Raw genomic sequence first — 17686 nt, forward strand, 5'->3', positions numbered from 1 at the left:
CTTACTTCTTGTCGGCTTCGTCTTCGTCGATGACCTCGGCGTCGACGATGTCTTCATCAGCGTTCGGTGCCTGCTCGCCCTCAGGAGCCTCGGCGCCCTCGGCCTGCGCGTTGGCGTAGATTGCCTCGCCCAGCTTGGTCTGCGATGCCTGCAGCTTCTCGAACGCGGCCTTGACCTCGTCGTCGTTGTCCTGCTTCTCCAGGGCAGCCTTCAGGGCGTCGACGTCAGCCTGGACCTCGGTCTTGACCTCTTCAGGCAGCTTGTCTTCGTTGTCCTTGATCAGCTTGTCTACGGAGTAGGCAGCCTGCTCAGCAGCGTTACGGGTCTCAGCGGCCTCGCGGCGTGCCTTGTCCTCTTCGGCGTGTGCTTCAGCTTCCTGGACCATGCGCTCGATGTCTTCCTTGGACAGCGAGGAACCACCGGTGATGGTCATCGACTGCTCGGTGCCGGTGCCCTTGTCCTTGGCGGATACGTGCACGATGCCGTTGGCGTCGATGTCGAAGGTGACCTCGACCTGCGGGATGCCGCGAGGAGCCGGTGCGATACCGGTCAGCTCGAAGGTGCCCAGCGCCTTGTTGTCGCGGGTGAACTCGCGCTCGCCCTGGAAGACCTGGATGGATACCGAAGGCTGGTTGTCCTCGGCGGTGGTGAAGGTCTCCGAACGCTTGGTCGGGATCGCGGTGTTGCGCTCGATCAGCTTGGTCATCACGCCGCCCTTGGTCTCAATACCCAGGGACAGTGGGGTGACGTCGATGAGCAGAACGTCCTTGCGCTCGCCCTTCAGCACGCCTGCCTGCAGCGCTGCGCCCACGGCGACAACCTCATCTGGGTTCACGCCCTTGTTCGCTTCCTTGCCGGCCAGGTCCTTGACCAGTTCGGCAACCGCTGGCATGCGGGTGGAACCGCCAACCAGGATCACGTGGGCGATGTCCGAAACCTTGACGCCTGCCTCGGCGATGACGTCGTTGAATGGCTTGCGGGTGCGCTCCAGCAGGTCCTTGGTCAGGTCCTGGAACTTGGCACGCGAGAGGTGCTCGTCCAGGTGCACTGGGCCTTCCGGGGTCACCGAGAGGTACTGCAGCGAGATGTTGGTGCTGGTAGCCGAGGACAGTTCCTTCTTGGCCTGCTCAGCAGATTCCTTCAGGCGCTGCAGCGCGATCTTGTCCTTGGACAGGTCCGCGCCCTTGGCCTTGGCCTGGGCCAGCAGCCAATCCACGATGCGCTGATCCCAGTCGTCGCCGCCCAGGCGGTTATCGCCTGCGGTGGAGCGGACCTGGATGGTCGAGAAGCCGTCGTCGTCCTTGCCGACTTCCAGCAGGGAAACGTCGAAGGTGCCGCCACCGAGGTCGAAGACCAGGATGAGCTCGTCTTCCTGGCCCTTTTCCAGGCCGTAAGCCAGCGCAGCTGCGGTTGGCTCGTTGACGATGCGCAGGACGTTCAGGCCGGCGATCTCGCCAGCTTCCTTGGTGGCCTGGCGCTCTGCGTCGTTGAAGTATGCAGGAACGGTGATCACCGCGTCGGTGACCTTCTCGCCCAGGTACGACTCAGCGTCGTTCTTCAGCTTCATCAGGGTACGAGCCGAGATTTCCTGAGCGGTGTACTTCTTCTCGTCAACGTCAATGGTCCAGTCGGTACCCATGTGACGCTTGACCGATGCGATGGTGCGGTCGATGTTGTTGACGGCCTGGCGCTTGGCGATATCGCCAACCAGGACTTCGCCGCTCTTCGAGAAAGCAACGATCGACGGGGTAGTGCGGTTGCCTTCCGCGTTTGCGATAACGGTTGGCTCACCACCTTCGAGCACGGAAACGACGGAGTTGGTGGTTCCTAGGTCGATACCTACGGCACGCGACATAATGGCTCTCCTTTGCCTTGGTTGAAAGTACTAACGCTGAGGACATTTATCCTCATTGAGCGTTCTGCACTCAAGTTTACTCAGCCGGTTTCGACTGTCAAATCAACTTGAGCGAAGGTGACTCAACTTTGCGTTCTGATCATTTCAACTGCGGTGGTGAGAGAATAATTCCCGTCCTGAAAAAATTTTTCATTCATCCGCTTTCAACGCGTCCAGCGGGCGGGAAAAGCGGCAGCTAGGAGCCACCTCATGGAAACGAAGCGCAAGTTCCAGGATCTGCCACCGGGCGGAAAGATCGCGGTCGCCTTTGCGGCAATTGCCGAGCTGACCTTGATGGTTGCGGCACTGCGGGATTTGTACAAGCGCCCCGCCGAACAAGTCAAGGGTCCAAAGCCGGCATGGGCAGCGGCCAGCATGATCAATTTCCTTGGCCCCATCGCCTATTTTGCTTTTGGACGCCGCAAGTAATCCCTTGGCATTCCATAGCCACTGGAAAACAAGCCGTCCTCGGTCATTCGAGGACGGCTTGTTCGCTTTCAGCGAGTTCCGGCTAGCCCATCAGGCTAATTCCCCGGGCAGCCAGAACGCCAAACGCGGTGCCCCACAAGATAATCGAGATGATCTGCCAGATGATCACCTTCTGCTTATTGGCACCGAAGGAGATCAGGGCAGCAGAGGTCACCTGCGAAGGCAGGATGGTCTGCCCCAGAAGGCTCACCCCGGCAATGCCGTATTTATCGAAAGCACGGTGCAGCTTCTCGAACTTGCGTTCCTTCTTCTCCGAGTCTTTGCCCTTGCGAACCTTGTTGCGCACGGCGTGGGCGCTGTTGACGAACAACAGCATGGAAATCACGTTGCCGATCACGGCGGTGGCAATGGCAGCAACCACCGGAACACCGATGACCACGCCAATGGCCGAACCAAAGTAGGACTCGATCAGCGGAATGGCAGCTAGCAAGGCAACCGCCAAGAACTGCAGCGGTTCTGGGAAAGACGCAGCGAAATTCTGCAGGGATTCAATCATGGCTGGTGCTCCTGAAGCGGTGAAGGTTACTCGGCGGCTCGTTGCTTCAATCCTACGTATCGCGTAGTCGAAACGGGATCAGCCAGCAGATCTAAACTTTTGACGCGCAATTTCCCGGGTTTAACGCAAAACTCCCCCGCATCCATTGGGATGGATGCGGGGGAGTACTCCGCAAGGATTAGTGCCAGCGCCTAGTTGCCGCGACCAGCTGGGCTCGATGCGCGACGCGGGCCACGCGAACGGCCACCGGTTGCACCGCCAGCGGCATTGCGGCCGCCGGTTCGCGGTGAGCGCGAAGGGCTCGACGGGCGTTCAGCGTTGGCACCTCGTGCGCCGCGGGCTGGACGGTCGGTGTTCGCACCGCGGGCGCTGCGCGCTGGACGCTCGCCCTGGCTAGCGCCGTCACGTTCCGTACGGCGGCGTTCGCCGCCACGGCCCTGGGCTTCGGCAGCTGGCTTGGCGCCACGCGCCGGGCGCTGGCCGCGGCCACCGCGGCCGGCACCTTCACCGGCAGGCTTGCTCTTGGCAGGATTGCGCTTCTGCTGAACCGGAGCAACGTAGGCAACCGGCTCGGCAACTTCGCCGACGACCTTGGCCACAACCGGAGAATTCAGGTTGACCTTTTCGAAAGGCACCTTCAGTCCGGCCTGCTTCAGCAAAGTCGAAACGTCGCCCTGCTGATCAGGGGTGCAGATGGTCACTACAGTTCCATCCGAACCCGCACGTGCGGTACGGCCGGAGCGGTGGGTGTAGGCCTTGTGCTCTGCTGGTGGATCAACGTGGACAACCAGCTCCACACCATCAACGTGCACGCCACGAGCGGCAACGTCGGTGGCGACAAGAACCTTCGCCTCGCCTGAAGCAAAAGCAGCAAGGTTGCGGTCACGGGCATTCTGCGAGAGGTTACCGTGCAGGTCTACCGCCGGAACGCCAGCCTTGGACAGGGTGAGGGCCATCTTCTTGGCGTGGTGCTTGGTGCGCATGAACATGATGCGACGGGCAGTGCCCTGAGCCAGAACGCGGATCAGGTCCTTCTTATCATCGTTGCCGATGACGAAGACGTGGTGCTCCATGGTGTTCACAGCGGCCTTGGGTGCATCCACCGAGTGAATGGTCGGGTTGCTCAGGTAGCGCTTGACCACCTTGTCCACACCGTTGTCCAAGGTCGCGGAGAACAGCATGTGCTGGATGCCGGTTGGCATGCGGTCCATGATGCGGCGAACTACAGGCAGGAAGCCCATATCGGCCATATGGTCGGCTTCATCCAGCACGGAGATTTCCAGCTGGGAAAGGTCCACGACCTTCTGCTTGATCAGGTCATCCAGGCGGCCCGGGCAGGCGATGACAATGTCCACGCCCTCGTTCATGGCCTTTTCCTGGCGGCTCTGGGCCACGCCACCGTAGATCACGGTGGTACGCAGGCCTGCGGCCTTTGCCAGCGGGTCAACGGTCTTGGCAATCTGGGTCGCCAGTTCACGGGTTGGAGCCATGATCAGCGCGCGTGGGAAGCGGGCCTTGCGGCGCTGTGGGCGATCTGCCAGCCGGGCTACCAGGGGCAGCGAGAAGGCCAAAGTCTTGCCGGAGCCGGTCTGGCCGCGGCCCAGGACGTCGCCGCCGGCCAAGGTCGAAGGCAAGGTGGCTTCCTGGATCGGGAAAGCGGCTTCGATTCCGCTGGCAGCAAGGACCTTCGACAGGTATTCGGGCACGCCGAGGGCGCTAAAAGTTACGGACATATTCAAACTTTCTCTCTGATTCGCACGCCTGCTTCAGGCGTTGGGTTTCGCCGAGCCAGGAGGAAGTCCGCAACATGCAAGGCCAAGGAAGGCCTGCTGCCAAAAGTGGACCGGCGGAGGTTTTCCGGGCGATCCACAGGAGGGAAATCTAAACTGTCGACGCATGCACCACAGATTTTTCCGGTGACGCACAAGTATCCATACTACAGTGCAAAAGCGGGGCCCGTCTGTGAGCGGCCCCGCTTTGCACTGCCGCCCCGGGAGACGTTCACCACTAGGGATCCCGGGACAGTCCGCCGCGCTGCCTAGTTCAGCTCGAATTCCTTCTTCGCCAATTTCGAGGGCCACCAGACCTTTGGTCCGATTTCTTCGACCAGCGCCGGCACCAGCAGGCTTCGCACGACGAAGGTATCCAAGAGCACCCCGAAGGCCACGATGAAGCCCAACTGGCCCAGGAACATGATTGGCACCACACCCAGTGCGGCGAAGGTGGCGGCAAGCACCACGCCGGCGGAGGTAATCACGCCGCCGGTGACCTTCAAGCCCACCCGCATGCCCTCACGGGTTCCACGCTTCAAGGATTCCTCGCGCACACGGGTCATCAAGAAGATGTTGTAGTCCACGCCCAGCGCCACCAGGAAGACGAAGCCGAACAGCGGTACGGATGGATCGGCACCCACGTAGCCGAAGACATTGTTGAAGACCAGCGCACTGACACCCATCGCCGTGCCGTAGGACAGCACGGTGGTCAGGATCAGCAGCACCGGAGCCAGAATGGAACGCAGCAGCAGCATCAAGATCAGCAAGATGGCCAGGAGGGTAATCGGAATGATCTTGAACAGATCCGCGATCGCCGTCTCGTTGGTATCGAGCTGGGTCGCAGTGGTGCCGCCGACCAGCGCGTCGGCATCGACCGCATGCATCTGCTCGCGCAGCTCGACCACGGTCTGCTTGGCGGCATCCGAGTCCGCCGCATCGGCCAGCGTCACCGACATCAGGTTGCGGCCTTCGACGCTCATTGGCTCCGCCCCGCGGGCGGCCATGGCCGGTCCGCCGTCTTCAGCCTGCAAGTAGGCCGAATCCACGCCGGAGACATCAAGGGCCTTTTCCAGGGCCGTCTGCGCTTCGGATTCATCGACAATCACCGTGGCCGGGGATCCCGTGCCGCCAGGGAAGTGCTCGCCCAGGGCGATCTGCCCGTCACGCGACTCCGAACCGCCTACCACCAGCTCGCTCTGCGGCACGCCATGGGCCTTGAGCTGGGTCATGCCCAGGGCTCCCACGGCGAGCACCAGAGCGGTGATGAGCCAGATCGGGCGCGGATGGCTGGCAACGAACCGCGCAACGCGGCCCCACAGGCCTTCCTTCTCCTGGCCTTGGGCGTCCACGGCCGCCGGCTTGGGCGGGAAGGGCCAGTAAGCGGCCCGTCCCAGCAAGCCGAGCACCGCCGGCAGGAACGTCAACGCGGCAATGATCGAGAAGATGATGCCCGAGGCGCCAATGGGTCCCAGTGCCTTATTGGAGTTCAGATCGGAGAACAGCAGGCACAGCAGGCCCACCGTCACGGTGCCGCCCGAAGCGACAATCGGTTCCAGCGAGCCTTTCCATGCGGAAGCCACGGCCTGCCACTTGTCCTGGCCGGCCATGAGCGCTTCCTTGTGCCTGGCCACGAACAGCAGCGAGTAGTCGGTAGCCGCGCCGATGACCAGGATGGACAAGATGCCCTGGGCCTGGCCGTCGAGCCGGATCCAGCCTTCGGATGCCATGAAGTACACCGCGACAATTGCCGCGCACAGCGCGACGACCGAGGTGAGCAGCACCGTGAAGGGAAGCAGGATCGAACGGTAGACCAGCAGCAGGATCACCAGCACAGCTGCCAGGGCCACGCCCAGCAGCACGCCGTCAATGCCGCCGAAGGCCTCGACCAGGTCGGCGCTGAAGCCTGCCGGCCCGGTGACATAGGCGGTGGTGCCCTCGGGCTTCTCGGCGGCCAGGAGCGAACGCAGCTCTTCGACTCCGGTATCGGCCTCCACCTCGCCGGAGACCGGAACGATGAATTCAGCGGCCTTGCCGTCCTCGGAGAGGAAGGGCCCGGTGATCTGCCCGTCCAGATGCGTGAAGTCCTTCAGCGCCTCGCCGATCCCTCCAGCAGTTTCCTTGCTGACCTCGCCATCGCTGGTGAGCAGGACCACCGCTGGGATTGCTTCGGTGGAGCGGAATTTGTTCTGCCATTCCAGGGCTTCGGTTGCTTCGGCGGTGGCCGGGAGGAAGGAGGTCTGGTCGTTGGTCTGGACCTCGGAAAGCTTGCCGAAGGTCGGGCCGCCGATTCCGGCTACACCCAGCCAGAGGATGATCAGCAGGGCGTAGATTCCTGCCCTGATGCCGATACCCTTCTTGTCCAATCGCTTCTTGCCCGATGGCTGGTCGGTTTTCGCTACATGCGCCACTGATCCGTCCTCACTCGTGATTGCTGGCGGTGGATCAAAGGGCGATCCGAATGCCATACTACAAGACTTACTTCCATCGTAGAAATACTTCCCAGGCTATTAAATGCTTTTCCGACTAGGATTGCGCCTATGAGCGCAAGACAACAGCACAATTTGGTCATGCTCCTGCAGGAATTCGGCCAAGCCTCGGACCGCTACGTTGAGTCCACGGGAGCACTTTACGCAACGCACCGCACGGATATGAACGCACTGTCGATCATCATGAAATACGAGCAGCGCAGCCTTCTGCCTTCCCCGCGCGACCTGAGCCGCGACCTGCAACTGAGTTCTCCGGCTACCACCGCCATGCTCGACCGCCTGGAAAAACTGGGAATGATCGAGCGCCAGCGCTCGGACCGGGATCGCCGTGTCATCCGCATCGCCATGACACCCAAAGCCCGCGGCAAGGGCATGGAAATGTTCATGCCGCTAGGTGCCAAAATGCGGGAAGTGATCAGCCACTACGACGAGCAGCAGCTGCAGGTCATAGCCCGCTTCATGGCAGAAGCCGTGGCCGGCGTGGACAGCGCGCGCGAAGAAGTCGTAACACAGCGGGCAACGAAACCAGCCAAGAGCGCGACGGACACTAGCCTTAAGCAGTGACCCTTTCACTCTGGATATCCCTTCTCAGCGCCTGCATCGTCATCAGCTTCACCCCCGGGGCCGGAGCCATCAACACGATGAGCAATTCAATGCGCCAAGGCTGGCGCGCTTCCATTTGGGGCGTGCTCGGGCAGCAGATCGCCTTGCTGATCCACGTGGTGATCGTTGCCGCCGGAGTCGGGCTGCTCGTGGCCAGCTCGCCGTTGCTGTTCGCCATCATCCGCTACGCAGGCGCTGCCTATCTGGTGTACCTCGGTATCCGCATGCTGCTCTCCAAGCCGGAGGTCGCCTCCGATGGAACCAGCACCGGGCACCGCCTGACCCGCTGGTCCATGCTCAACCGGGGCATCCTGGTCAACCTGCTCAATCCGAAGGCCATTGTCTTCTTCCTGGCTTTCACCCCGCAGTTCATCCGCACCGATCAGCCGCTCCTGGCCCAATACGCCATCTTCATTGGCACGGTCATCGTGGTAGACATCGCGGTGATGTTCTTCTTCTTTGCCGGCACGGCCCGCACCTTCCAGCGCTTCACCGCGACCTACCGCGGCGCCAAGCTGCTGAACATCCTCTTCGGCGTACTGTTCATCCTGGTCGCCGCGCTCCTGCTGCTCATGCACTAGCATTTTCGCCCCGCTCTTGCCGTAGAACTCCTAGCCGTGAACCGATTCCCGCGCCAATTTCCGAATCGTTGCCGATTTGTTGCCGGGAAACGGGCGCGTAGCTATCGATCGAATCGCCTTGTGCCCATAGACTGATGCCATGTTCCGGATAATGATCGTGTGCACGGGAAATATTTGCCGTTCGCCTATGGCCGAGTACATGCTCAAGAATGCGCTCAAGGATGCCGAGGTCTCGCAGGTCGAGGTCATATCGCGAGCCATCACCGACGGTGAAGTCGGCAAGCGCATCGATGAGCGTGCAGCCAGTACTCTGCGCAGCCATGGCCTTGATGCATCTGAGCACATTGCCGCCCAGATCGACTCGGACGAAATCGCCAAGATGGATCTCGTACTGGCGATGGACACCGACCACTTCGAGGAACTCGTTCCCGAATTGGCCGAAATCGATCCGAGCGAACGTCCGCAACTGCGGATGTTCCGTTCCTTTGATCCGGGAACCGCGAGCTCCCCGCACGACCAGCAGGGCATCTATGACCCCTGGTACGGTGATGCCGGAGACTTCCGCGAGACCTGGAAACTCATTTCTGCTTCCCTGCCTGCCCTTGTAGATTACGTGCGGAGTAACATCGCCTCTCGTGGAAACCGCTAGACCAACGCTGATTGCCATTGACGGGCGTTCCGGATCCGGCAAAAGCACCTTTGCAACAGACCTAGCGAAATACCTGGAAGCCACCGCCTCCGTAGCTATTTTGCGCCTCGAAGAGCTCTACCACGGTTGGGACGGGCTGCACCGGTCCTTCGATCTCTACCACCGGATCCTGCCTCAGCTCGCAGCAGGCAACACGATTGCCTACCCCACCTGGGATTGGGCCGCAGGTGCCCTTGGCGCATCCAAGAACTTCACTCCGGCCGAGGTAGTGATCATCGAAGGCGTAGGAGCGATCCATTCCGACGCCCGAGAATTCCTCGATATCGGGATCTGGCTGGAAGCACCCGAAAGCTTCCGTCGCGACCGGGCGCTGGCACGCGATGGACAGGCCTACCGTCCGTACTGGCAGATGTGGGCCGAGCAAGAGGAGCGGTACCTGCAGGCCCATCAGCCGTACGCCGCAGCAACCCTGCTCATTGATGCCGCTGGCGACCAGGACCCCATCGAGATCTGGGCGCGTTCCTGCCGCTACCTGCCGGCCATGATGCGCCAGCTTTGCCTCCCTTCCGACCAGTCCCCCATTGCCCCGGCCTTCCGCCAGAGCTACGAGGCGCCAGACGATACGGCGTCACTCTTCGAGGAACTGGCCCGGTCCCTTCCGCATGCCGCACTATTGGAATCAACAAGCCATAAGCTCAGCGACCCGTTGGGACGCAACCGCTATTCGGTGATCGCGCTTTCGGCGGCAGAACAGCCCCCGGTACTGAGCGCCACCAGCCATGGCACCACCGTCAGCTTGCCCGGAGCGCAAGTACGGCTGGGCGAGGATTTCTTCCGCGCGCTGGCAGGCCTCTGGCCTGCCGGAACCACCGCTAAAGTCGGCTACCCGCTGCCGGCATGGGTGGGGTACCTCGGTTATGAGCTCAAGCGCGAGCTCGGCGCCGCGGATCTGCAGGCAGTCGTTGAACCCGGGCGGGTGCGCCCCGATGCCCAGTTCTTTGCGCCGGATACCGTGGTGGTCATTGACCATCAAGAAGGCCAGATGCATCTGCACAGCATTAGCGAACCGGCAGCAGCGCTGAGCATCCTGTTGGGCAATCCTCCAGAACTGCGCGCCCACCACCCGTTGCCTATCCCGCAGTTCAGCTGCGCGGATACCGAAGCCGGTTACAAGCAGAAGATACGCCAGGCCCAACGCGAGATCTATGAAGGCAACACCTACGAAGTTTGCCTGACGACCGAACTGACGGCCCATGCCGACCTGTTCGATCCGTTCGAGGCCTACTGCCGGATGCGCCGCTCCAGCCCTGCACCGTTTGCCCACTACCTGCGTTTCACTGACCTGCAAATCGCCAGCATTTCACCGGAACGGTTCCTCGCGCTGTCCAAGGACGGGCAGTTGCGGGCCGAGCCGATCAAGGGCACCCGGCCGCGTGGCGAGAATGAAGAATCAGATCTCGCGTTGAAGCATGATCTGGCCACCCATCCCAAGGACCGGGCCGAGAACATCATGATCGTTGACCTGTTGCGCAACGACCTGTCGCACCATGCCATTCCCGGGTCGGTGAAGGTTGCCCGGCTGTGCGCGGTGGAAACCTACGCGACAGTGCACCAGATGGTCTCCACCATCGACGCCACATTATCCTCCCCGCAGCTGGCCGCCGAAGCCCTGCGCGAAGCTTTCCCGCCGGGCTCCATGACCGGTGCACCGAAGCTGTCCACGATGAGCATCTTGGATGAGCTCGAAGAGCACCGTGCCCGCGGCCTGTACTCCGGGGCCGTGGGGTATCTGGGTGCTGATGGTGCCGCCGATTTCTCCGTGGTGATCCGAACCCTGGTGTGCGACCGGCTAGCTGACCAGTCATGGCGGTTGAGCCTGGGCCTTGGCGGGGCAATCACCGCAGATTCGGTGCCCGCTGAAGAGTGGGACGAGGTCATCACCAAATCCCGCGGCGTGCTTCAAGCGCTGGGCGCCAGCTTCCCGCAAGACACGTAAGCCAACCGCATTACTGCAAGGTGGCCGTCAAGCGCGCCACGTTGTCGATCCAGCGTTGCATGCGTGGGCGGCGGCGCCACTGCGAGAGGGTGATTTCCGAGGAAATCCCGCGGTAGTGGTTCTGCACCTGGTTAACCGCATCGACCATTTCCTTGCCCAGCAGCATCACGGAAATTTCCATGTTCAAGCTGAATGAGCGCATGTCCATATTCGAGGATCCCACCACGGCCACGTCGTTATCCACGGTGAAGCACTTGGTATGCAGCACCATCGGTGCCGGGTAGCGGTGAATGCGCACGCCAGCTTCCAGCAGCTGCTGGTAGTAGGACTGCTGCGCGTGGTGCACCAGGAACTGGTCGCCCTCTTCACAAACATACAATTCCACTTCTACCCCGCGCTGGGCGGCAGTGGTGATGGCATAGAGCAGCGAATCGTCGGGAACGAAGTACGGGCTGGTGATTTCCAGGCGTTCGGAGGCAGAATAGATCAGCGTATTGAACAGCCGGAGGTTGTTCTCGGTACCGTATCCGGGGCCGCTGGGCAGCAGCTGCGCCAGGGTGGAACCGGGACGTTCCTCATAGGCCAGCGGGTGGCGGGCCTCGGCCATATCCATCAGCACTTCCTGGTCGTCGTCCTCCTGCCACCAGTCGGTAGCGAAAGTGACGTCGAGGCTGCGCACCAGCGGACCTTCGACCCGGAGCATCATTTCAACCCATTCGCGGCCCACCTTATGCGAGGACTCGCGCTTGTAGCCGGGTTCAATCAGGTTCTGGCTTCCGGTGAAGGCCACCTCGCCATCAACAACGAGGATCTTGCGGTGGTTGCGCAGATCCGGGCGGCGCCAACGACGGCCGATCAGGTCGATGGGCAGCATCGGGCGCCAGTTAATACCGGATTTCTTCAGCCGCTTCTTGAAATCCTTGTAGCCCTTGACGCGCAAGGTTCCCAGGTGGTCGAAGAGCAACCGGACGTGCACGCCGCGCTCCGCGGCCGCTTCCAGCGCATCGAGTACCGGTCCAACATAATCCGGGTCATCGCCCATGATGTAGAACTGGATGTGCACATAGCGGGTGGCGTTATCGATTTCCTTGCGCATGGCATCGAGCGAAGCCCGGTAATCGGAGATGACCTCTACCTGGTTGCCGCCTTCCAGCGGCATGGCACCCAGATTGCGGTTGAGCATGACTGCCGATTCGACCCATTCCTCCTGGGAATGGAATTCTTCGGGCAGCTGCATGTGGCTCGTGGCCTTCATGATTTCATCGTGCGCACGCCGCTGCTTTTCCAAGCGGCGGCGCGACAGGTGCGGGTTGGCGAAAAGCCAGTATGCGACAAGTCCCACAACGGGCAGGAAGAAGATAGCCAATAGCCATGCCATGGCGGTGGTGGGGCGCCGGTTGCCCGGAACGATGCCGATCATGAAGTAGCGAACCGCTAGCTCTATTGCGACCAGCACGCTCCAGAGAACGCCGCCAATCTGCAAGAAGACTTCATTACTTGGCCACACTCGGGCACCCCCTTGGCTACACCCCGCGAATTCGGCATTATCGGCCTCTGATCTGCGATGTACAGGCCAAAATCCTTCGCTTAGCTTATCGAACATTGCCGGACTTGTCTGAATCTCCGCCTGCAGAAATCACGCAGAAGACGCTGGGGTTCGATAATCTGTCTTTATGAGCTCACTTGTATTCTTGGATCCGGCCTATCCGGCTGGTCGTCTTGCAGACATCACTGCACCGCAACTTCTGGTCACAGCACAGGGAGTCACGCGAGGTGATGGCATCTTTGAATCGATGCTCTACACCAACCAGGCCGTACGCAAATTCGAAGCGCACCTGGCACGCTTGGCGACCTCCGCTGAAGTTGCCGACTTGGCCATTCCCGATGCGCGCAGCTGGTTTGCCGCGGTAGATACCGCTGTGGCCGATTTCGATGCCACCGGCGGCGCTGAAGAAGCGGTGGTCAAGCTGGTCGCCGCGCGCGGCGAGCACGACAATGATCCTGCCATTTGCTGGGTCACCGTGACCCCTGCCCCGGCTTTGGGCAGGGAACAGCGTGAAACCGGTGTGGATGTCCTGATGCTGGATCGCGGCTACGACTCGAAGCTGGCCGAACGTGCGCCATGGCTCATGATGGGCGCCAAGACCCTTTCCTATTCGATCAACATGGCCGCCCTGCGCTACGCGCACAAGCACGGCGCCCATGATGTCATTTTCACCTCCGCCGACGGGATCATCCTGGAAGCTCCGACCTCGACCGTGCTGGTAGCCCAGCGCGATGGCGAGACCAAGCGGCTGCTGACCCCGATGCTTGAAACCGGAATCCTGCCAGGCACCACGCAAAGCGCCATCTTCGACGCCGCGGCCCAGGATGGCTGGGAGCTGGGCTACGGCCCGTTGCGCCCGGAAGACCTGTACCAGGCCGATGGCGTGTGGCTGGTTTCCTCCATCCGCCTGCTGACCCCGGTGCGCACCATCGATGCCAAGCCGTTGCGCCTGGACGCTGAGCTCCATGAAGAGCTCAGCGCCCTGAGCGAAGCAATCCGCTAGGACCACACCAAGTTGTAGGTCCCTGCCAGCACGGCCGCAGCCATTGCGGCCGTGCCAAACAGGATCCCCGTGGCCAGCACCATGCCATCACGCCAGGTGAAGGTGGCCGTGCGAATCCATGTGCGCTTGGCCGTGCCGAACCCCTTGGCCTCCATCGTGGTGGCCAACCGTCCGGCGCGGCGAATCGCTTGCACCAGCAAGGCCAGCACCTGGCCGAGGGTTGCCTTGATGCGTTGGCCCACGGTGCCGAAGTTCCCGACACCGCGAGCGCGCCGGGCCAGCGTGAGCGTGGTGAATTCTTCCACCATCAACCCGAGCAATCGCATGCCGGCCAAGGCCCCGAGCACAAACCGGTGGGGTACCTTCAGCTGCTGCGACAGCGCCCCGCCCAAATCGCTTGGATTCGTGGTGGCCAGCAGCAAGATGCACGGGATGGCCAGCGCGAAAGCGCGCAGTCCGGTGGCAATGCCCCCGGCCACCGATCCCTCGGTGATGCTGAAGGCGCCGAATTGGGCGTAGACCATGCCGCTATCCTGGCCCACCAAGGCGATGCCCCACGCCGCAAGGATTCCGGCAATCAGCAGTGGCCACGCGCGCTTGAGGAATTTCAGCGGGCTCAGCCCTGCCAGCGGGAAGAACACCACGGTCGCCACGATCACCACCAGCGCCGAAACCCAATCCAAGGTGGTGATCAACGGCAGTGTTGCCGCAGCCACCGCACCGAGCTTGGCCAGCGGATTGATCTTCGCCAACCAGCTATGCCCTACCGGCGCATCAAGCACCGGCCCCTGGCGCGGGATACCAGCTTCCGGGGTGCCGGCAGTGAGCACCAGGTCCCTTGCTTTGAGCACCGAGGCAAAGTGATCGTCGTGGGTGACGGCAATGATCGCGGTGCCCTGCTGCAATTCCTCAACCAGCAGCCCGGCCAGTTCCCTCCACGTATTCGCATCCTGCCCGAAGGTCGGTTCGTCGAGGATCAGCACCTGGGGGGATGCGGCCAGAACAGTGGCCACGGACAAGCGCCGCTTCTCGCCGCCGGAGAGGGTGAACGGGTTCGCGTCAGCCAAATGCGCCAGGCCCAAGCGTTCCAGCAACGCGTCGACGCGCGCCTGGACCTGGGCCGGCTCGTACTTCGGCGCATCGGCGCTGCTGGCCTGCGCGCGGCTGGGAGCGAAAGCCAGCTCTTCCCGAACGCTCTGGGTCACGAATTGGTGTTCGGGTTCCTGGAACACCGAACCGATCCGCCCAATTAATGCACCGGCCTTCCAGGCAAACGGGGAATTGCCCAGACCGTCGGCCAGTTGCGCGGTGGCCGCCAACTCGCCGTCGGCCGGGACGAGCAATCCGCCCAAGGTCAAGGCCAGCGTCGACTTTCCAGCGCCATTCTCGCCGCGAATCACCGTCGCGGTGCCCGCTTGCACATTCACGTCCACCGCTTGGGTGCGCGGTGCCGTGGCGGTGCGGGCGGATACCAGCTGCTGCGCTTCCAGCAGCATGGCACCGGCACCGTTCGTTGCCCGGGCCACCTGCGGGAAGTAGCCTGGAATCCACAGCCCGGCAGCAGCCAGCTCCTCGCGCACCGTTTCATCGGTGTACAGCTGCTGCGGGTCCAGATCGTGCGCGACTCCCCCACCGGGCTGCAGCACGATAACCCGGTCCACATGCTGCGCCCAGGCTTCAATCCGGTGTTCCACGACGACCAGCGTGGCACCGGAAAGCCGGGCGGCGTTCAGCACCGCATCGCGCAAGAGCTCAATGCTCTGCGGGTCCACATTGGCAGTCGGTTCATCGAGCAGCATGACCCTTGGTTCCATGGCCAGAATGCCGGCCAAGGCCAACCGCTGTTTCTGCCCGCCGGAAAGTTGCTGGGTGCGGTGCTCGAAGGACAGCGCCCCCAGACCCACAGCGTCCAGCACTTCGGGGATCCGCTGGCGGATCAGTTCGGGATCCATTCCGAGGTTCTCGGCGCCAAAGGCCACATCATCGGCGACCCTGCTTTGCACTACCTGGGTTTCCGGGTCTTGCTGCATCAAGCCCACCGGGTGGCTCCGGATGAAGGCATCGCTGCCGTCGATGAGCAGCCGGCCAGCGACCTGATCGTCCTCATCCGCTTCCAGCAACCCGGCCATCGCGTGCAGCAAGGTTGACTTGCCGGCGCCCGATGGACCGACCAGCAGCACCTTCTCACCGGCGTGGATCGCAAGGTCCAGTCCCGAGATGGCAGGGTTCTGCCTCTCGGAGTGCTGCCAGCCGAACCCCGTTGCGGTGATGGCGGCGCCGCGCTGGGTCAGCGAGGCTGCGCCGGAATTGGCAAAGGAACTCATTTTGCGCTTTCCAGGTGCGCGCGCCGGCTCGGCAGGGCGCTCAATGCACCGGTCTTCGCCAGTCCACGCGTGGCCAACCAGGACAGCAGCCCTGCGACGACTACGCCGGAAATGCCGGTGGCGATCACGTGGAAGATCTTCATTCCGGCGGTGTACTCAACGTAGTAGGCCAGGATGTAGGCCTCGGAAATGCCGGCGAACAAGCCGGCGAACAAGCCGGCCAGCAGCGCCACGCCCAGGTTCCACTTGCGGTAGCGGAATGCTGCGAAGACCAGCTCTGCACCCAGGCCCTGGACCAGGCCGGAGATCAGTACGGTCAAGCCGTAGTGCGAGCCGAGCAGCGCTTCAACTACGGCGGCCAGCAGCTCGCAGTAGATTGCGGCGCCTGGCTTGCGGATGATCAGTGCGCCGAGCACCGCCGGGAAGAGCCACATGCCGGTGAGCAGCGCGGTGGCTGGCGGGAAAGCCGCAAAGGCGAGAGAGAACAGGCCATAGCCGGCACTCCACGCCCAGAAAATGACCCCTGAAGCGACGGCGATCACCGAGGCGACGACGATATCAACTACACGCCAGCCGGTGCGCTGCTTCGAAACTGTTTCGTTCATTGCTGGTCCTCCTGTGGAAAGGAGGGGAGATGGACGGAATGAGGGCATACTGCCGCGCCTATCCGCATCCGAGATGCTCGACTTCCTTCGCCGGTACTAGCCGGGGCAGGTTCGAGGGTCTGCGATCTATCGCACTCTCAGCGTCTTGCGACTTTTTTTAAAAGTCTGACGCTCCCCTGTCGGAATAATTACTGCTCCCCCACCATACCGCAGGTATGCTGGGCAGAGGAACGATATGTCAAGAGCTTGATCGCGAGGAAAAAATGGATAAAGTGCAGAAACTTGCCACTACCGGTATCACCGTTGGCGCTGGCATGCTCGGCGGCAAGCTGGTTGATTTCCTTTGGTTGAAGGCAACCGGCAGCAAAGCACCACGCAAGGGCACTGAGGAAGCAGCGGAAGCTTCTTTCCGCCGTGCCTTGGGCTTCGCAGTCGTTTCGGCCCTGGTGGCAGCTATCCTGCAGACCGTGGCTGACCGCAGCGCCAACAAGGTTGTTGCCAAGTTCACCAAGTAAGCTTCGGCCTCGAGCCAAAAGCGGGAGCCGCCCAGAGGGGCGGCTCCCGCTTTTTTCAGTCTTGTTCGTCCTGCGATTCGGCCTTGGAGAACGGAGTAGTTCCGGTCGGCGGTGTGCCATTGACCTTGTTGACCACGCGGCTGAGCTCATCGGAGAACAGGATCTCCTTGGCAGCGTGCTTGGTCCGGTAGCCGGAACGGCCAATCATGTGGGCCGAGACCGGTGCGGTCAATAGCTGCATGCCCCAGGCCAGTGCGAGCACCGGGATCACAGCCCAGCTGCGCAGGTAAATGGCCAACCCAGCGAAAATCAGCAGGAAGCCGAGCACCTGCGGTTTGGTCGCTGCATGCATGCGGGTGAGCATGTCCGGGAAGGTCAGCAAGCCGATGCCTGCGATCAAGGACATCAGGCAGCCAACAATCAGCAGAATGGCAACGAGGACATCGAGGAAGAGTTCCATTAGGCGTTCCTCTGATCCGAAACGAAGCGCGAAACGGTCACCGAGCCGATGAAGCCGAGCATGCAGGCGGCCACGACGAACAGCAAGTAGTCGGTGTGCTTATGCAGCACCATTTCCAGGCACAGGGCGGCGGAGATGATCAGCAGCATCACATCCAAGGCCAGCACCCGGTCAAGGATCGACGGCCCCTTGGCAACACGGACCAGGCAGGCGACGGCACCGAGCCCGAGCATGATGCCGCAGATCCAAATGACGATATCCAGCATG

The 17686-nt window shown here is 62.0% G+C and carries 16 protein-coding genes and 1 riboswitch; of the genes, 7 read left to right on the forward strand and 9 right to left on the reverse strand.

The window, feature by feature from the left end:
- Window position 1: 1 nt before the first annotated feature.
- Entirely contained in the window at window positions 2–1855 is a 1854-nt protein-coding gene (dnaK, locus tag AAZQ98_RS16805; RefSeq protein WP_434693905.1) for a molecular chaperone DnaK, read from the reverse strand.
- Between the two features lie 249 nt (window positions 1856–2104).
- Between dnaK and AAZQ98_RS16810 the strand changes: the two genes are divergently transcribed.
- A complete protein-coding gene (locus AAZQ98_RS16810; RefSeq protein ID WP_434693907.1) occupies window positions 2105–2323 on the forward strand; it encodes a PLD nuclease N-terminal domain-containing protein in 219 nt (72 codons plus the stop codon).
- An 82-nt stretch (window positions 2324–2405) separates the two neighbouring features.
- Here the strand turns inward: AAZQ98_RS16810 and AAZQ98_RS16815 are convergent, their stop codons facing one another.
- The 3 genes from AAZQ98_RS16815 to AAZQ98_RS16825 form a co-directional block, all read right to left on the reverse strand.
- Complete coding sequence (locus tag AAZQ98_RS16815; protein ID WP_434693909.1) at window positions 2406–2879, reverse strand: hypothetical protein; 474 nt, start codon at window positions 2877–2879, stop codon at window positions 2406–2408.
- 191 nt (window positions 2880–3070) lie between these two features.
- Window positions 3071–4612, reverse strand: a complete 1542-nt coding sequence (locus AAZQ98_RS16820; protein WP_388022923.1) for a DEAD/DEAH box helicase — start codon at window positions 4610–4612, stop codon at window positions 3071–3073.
- A gap of 305 nt (window positions 4613–4917) precedes the next feature.
- Window positions 4918–7059, reverse strand: a complete 2142-nt coding sequence (locus AAZQ98_RS16825) for an MMPL family transporter (protein WP_434693912.1) — start codon at window positions 7057–7059, stop codon at window positions 4918–4920.
- 129 nt (window positions 7060–7188) lie between these two features.
- Between AAZQ98_RS16825 and AAZQ98_RS16830 the strand changes: the two genes are divergently transcribed.
- The 4 genes from AAZQ98_RS16830 to AAZQ98_RS16845 all read left to right on the forward strand — a co-directional run bounded on the left by AAZQ98_RS16830 (window position 7189) and on the right by AAZQ98_RS16845 (window position 10966).
- Complete coding sequence (locus tag AAZQ98_RS16830) at window positions 7189–7701, forward strand: MarR family winged helix-turn-helix transcriptional regulator (protein ID WP_434693914.1); 513 nt, start codon at window positions 7189–7191, stop codon at window positions 7699–7701.
- Window positions 7698–8321, forward strand: coding sequence for a LysE family transporter (locus AAZQ98_RS16835; protein WP_133833557.1), 624 nt, complete (start codon window positions 7698–7700; stop codon window positions 8319–8321). Before AAZQ98_RS16830 ends, AAZQ98_RS16835 begins: the two co-directional genes overlap by 4 nt.
- A 139-nt stretch (window positions 8322–8460) precedes the next feature.
- Window positions 8461–8970 carry a low molecular weight protein-tyrosine-phosphatase gene (locus AAZQ98_RS16840; protein WP_105657007.1) on the forward strand — a complete coding sequence of 170 codons (510 nt, stop codon included), beginning with the start codon at window positions 8461–8463 and terminating at the stop codon, window positions 8968–8970.
- Window positions 8957–10966: a chorismate-binding protein gene (locus AAZQ98_RS16845; RefSeq protein WP_434693916.1), complete on the forward strand. Its 2010-nt coding sequence runs from the start codon at window positions 8957–8959 to the stop codon at window positions 10964–10966. The genes AAZQ98_RS16840 and AAZQ98_RS16845 overlap by 14 nt, the downstream gene beginning before the upstream one ends.
- Before the next feature lie 10 nt (window positions 10967–10976).
- Here the strand turns inward: AAZQ98_RS16845 and cls are convergent, their stop codons facing one another.
- Window positions 10977–12473 (reverse strand): cardiolipin synthase, encoded by a 1497-nt coding sequence (gene cls / locus AAZQ98_RS16850; RefSeq protein WP_286134130.1) that lies wholly within the window; start codon window positions 12471–12473, stop codon window positions 10977–10979.
- 166 nt (window positions 12474–12639) lie between these two features.
- Between cls and AAZQ98_RS16855 the strand changes: the two genes are divergently transcribed.
- Entirely contained in the window at window positions 12640–13515 is an 876-nt protein-coding gene (locus AAZQ98_RS16855) for an aminodeoxychorismate lyase (protein WP_105657010.1), read from the forward strand.
- On the opposite strand, the gene AAZQ98_RS16860 is transcribed toward AAZQ98_RS16855, so the two are convergent.
- Both AAZQ98_RS16860 and AAZQ98_RS16865 read right to left on the reverse strand, forming a co-directional pair.
- Complete coding sequence (locus tag AAZQ98_RS16860) at window positions 13512–15839, reverse strand: ATP-binding cassette domain-containing protein (RefSeq protein ID WP_434693921.1); 2328 nt, start codon at window positions 15837–15839, stop codon at window positions 13512–13514. The genes AAZQ98_RS16855 and AAZQ98_RS16860 overlap by 4 nt on opposite strands.
- A complete protein-coding gene (locus tag AAZQ98_RS16865; protein WP_105657012.1) occupies window positions 15836–16444 on the reverse strand; it encodes an ECF transporter S component in 609 nt (202 codons plus the stop codon). Before AAZQ98_RS16865 ends, AAZQ98_RS16860 begins: the two co-directional genes overlap by 4 nt.
- 65 nt (window positions 16445–16509) lie before the next feature.
- A riboswitch (TPP riboswitch) is annotated at window positions 16510–16632 on the reverse strand.
- 75 nt (window positions 16633–16707) lie between these two features.
- Here AAZQ98_RS16865 and AAZQ98_RS16870 point away from each other — a divergent pair.
- Window positions 16708–16959: a DUF4235 domain-containing protein gene (locus tag AAZQ98_RS16870; RefSeq protein WP_286134132.1), complete on the forward strand. Its 252-nt coding sequence runs from the start codon at window positions 16708–16710 to the stop codon at window positions 16957–16959.
- A gap of 55 nt (window positions 16960–17014) precedes the next feature.
- On the opposite strand, the gene mnhG is transcribed toward AAZQ98_RS16870, so the two are convergent.
- Window positions 17015–17419, reverse strand: coding sequence for a monovalent cation/H(+) antiporter subunit G (gene mnhG / locus AAZQ98_RS16875; RefSeq protein ID WP_434693923.1), 405 nt, complete (start codon window positions 17417–17419; stop codon window positions 17015–17017).
- Window positions 17419–17685: a monovalent cation/H+ antiporter complex subunit F gene (locus AAZQ98_RS16880; RefSeq protein WP_105657014.1), complete on the reverse strand. Its 267-nt coding sequence runs from the start codon at window positions 17683–17685 to the stop codon at window positions 17419–17421. Before AAZQ98_RS16880 ends, mnhG begins: the two co-directional genes overlap by 1 nt.
- Window position 17686 lies beyond the last annotated feature (1 nt).

The sequence above is a fragment of the Glutamicibacter sp. Je.9.36 genome, from assembly GCF_051129975.1.
Taxonomy (GTDB): domain Bacteria; phylum Actinomycetota; class Actinomycetes; order Actinomycetales; family Micrococcaceae; genus Glutamicibacter.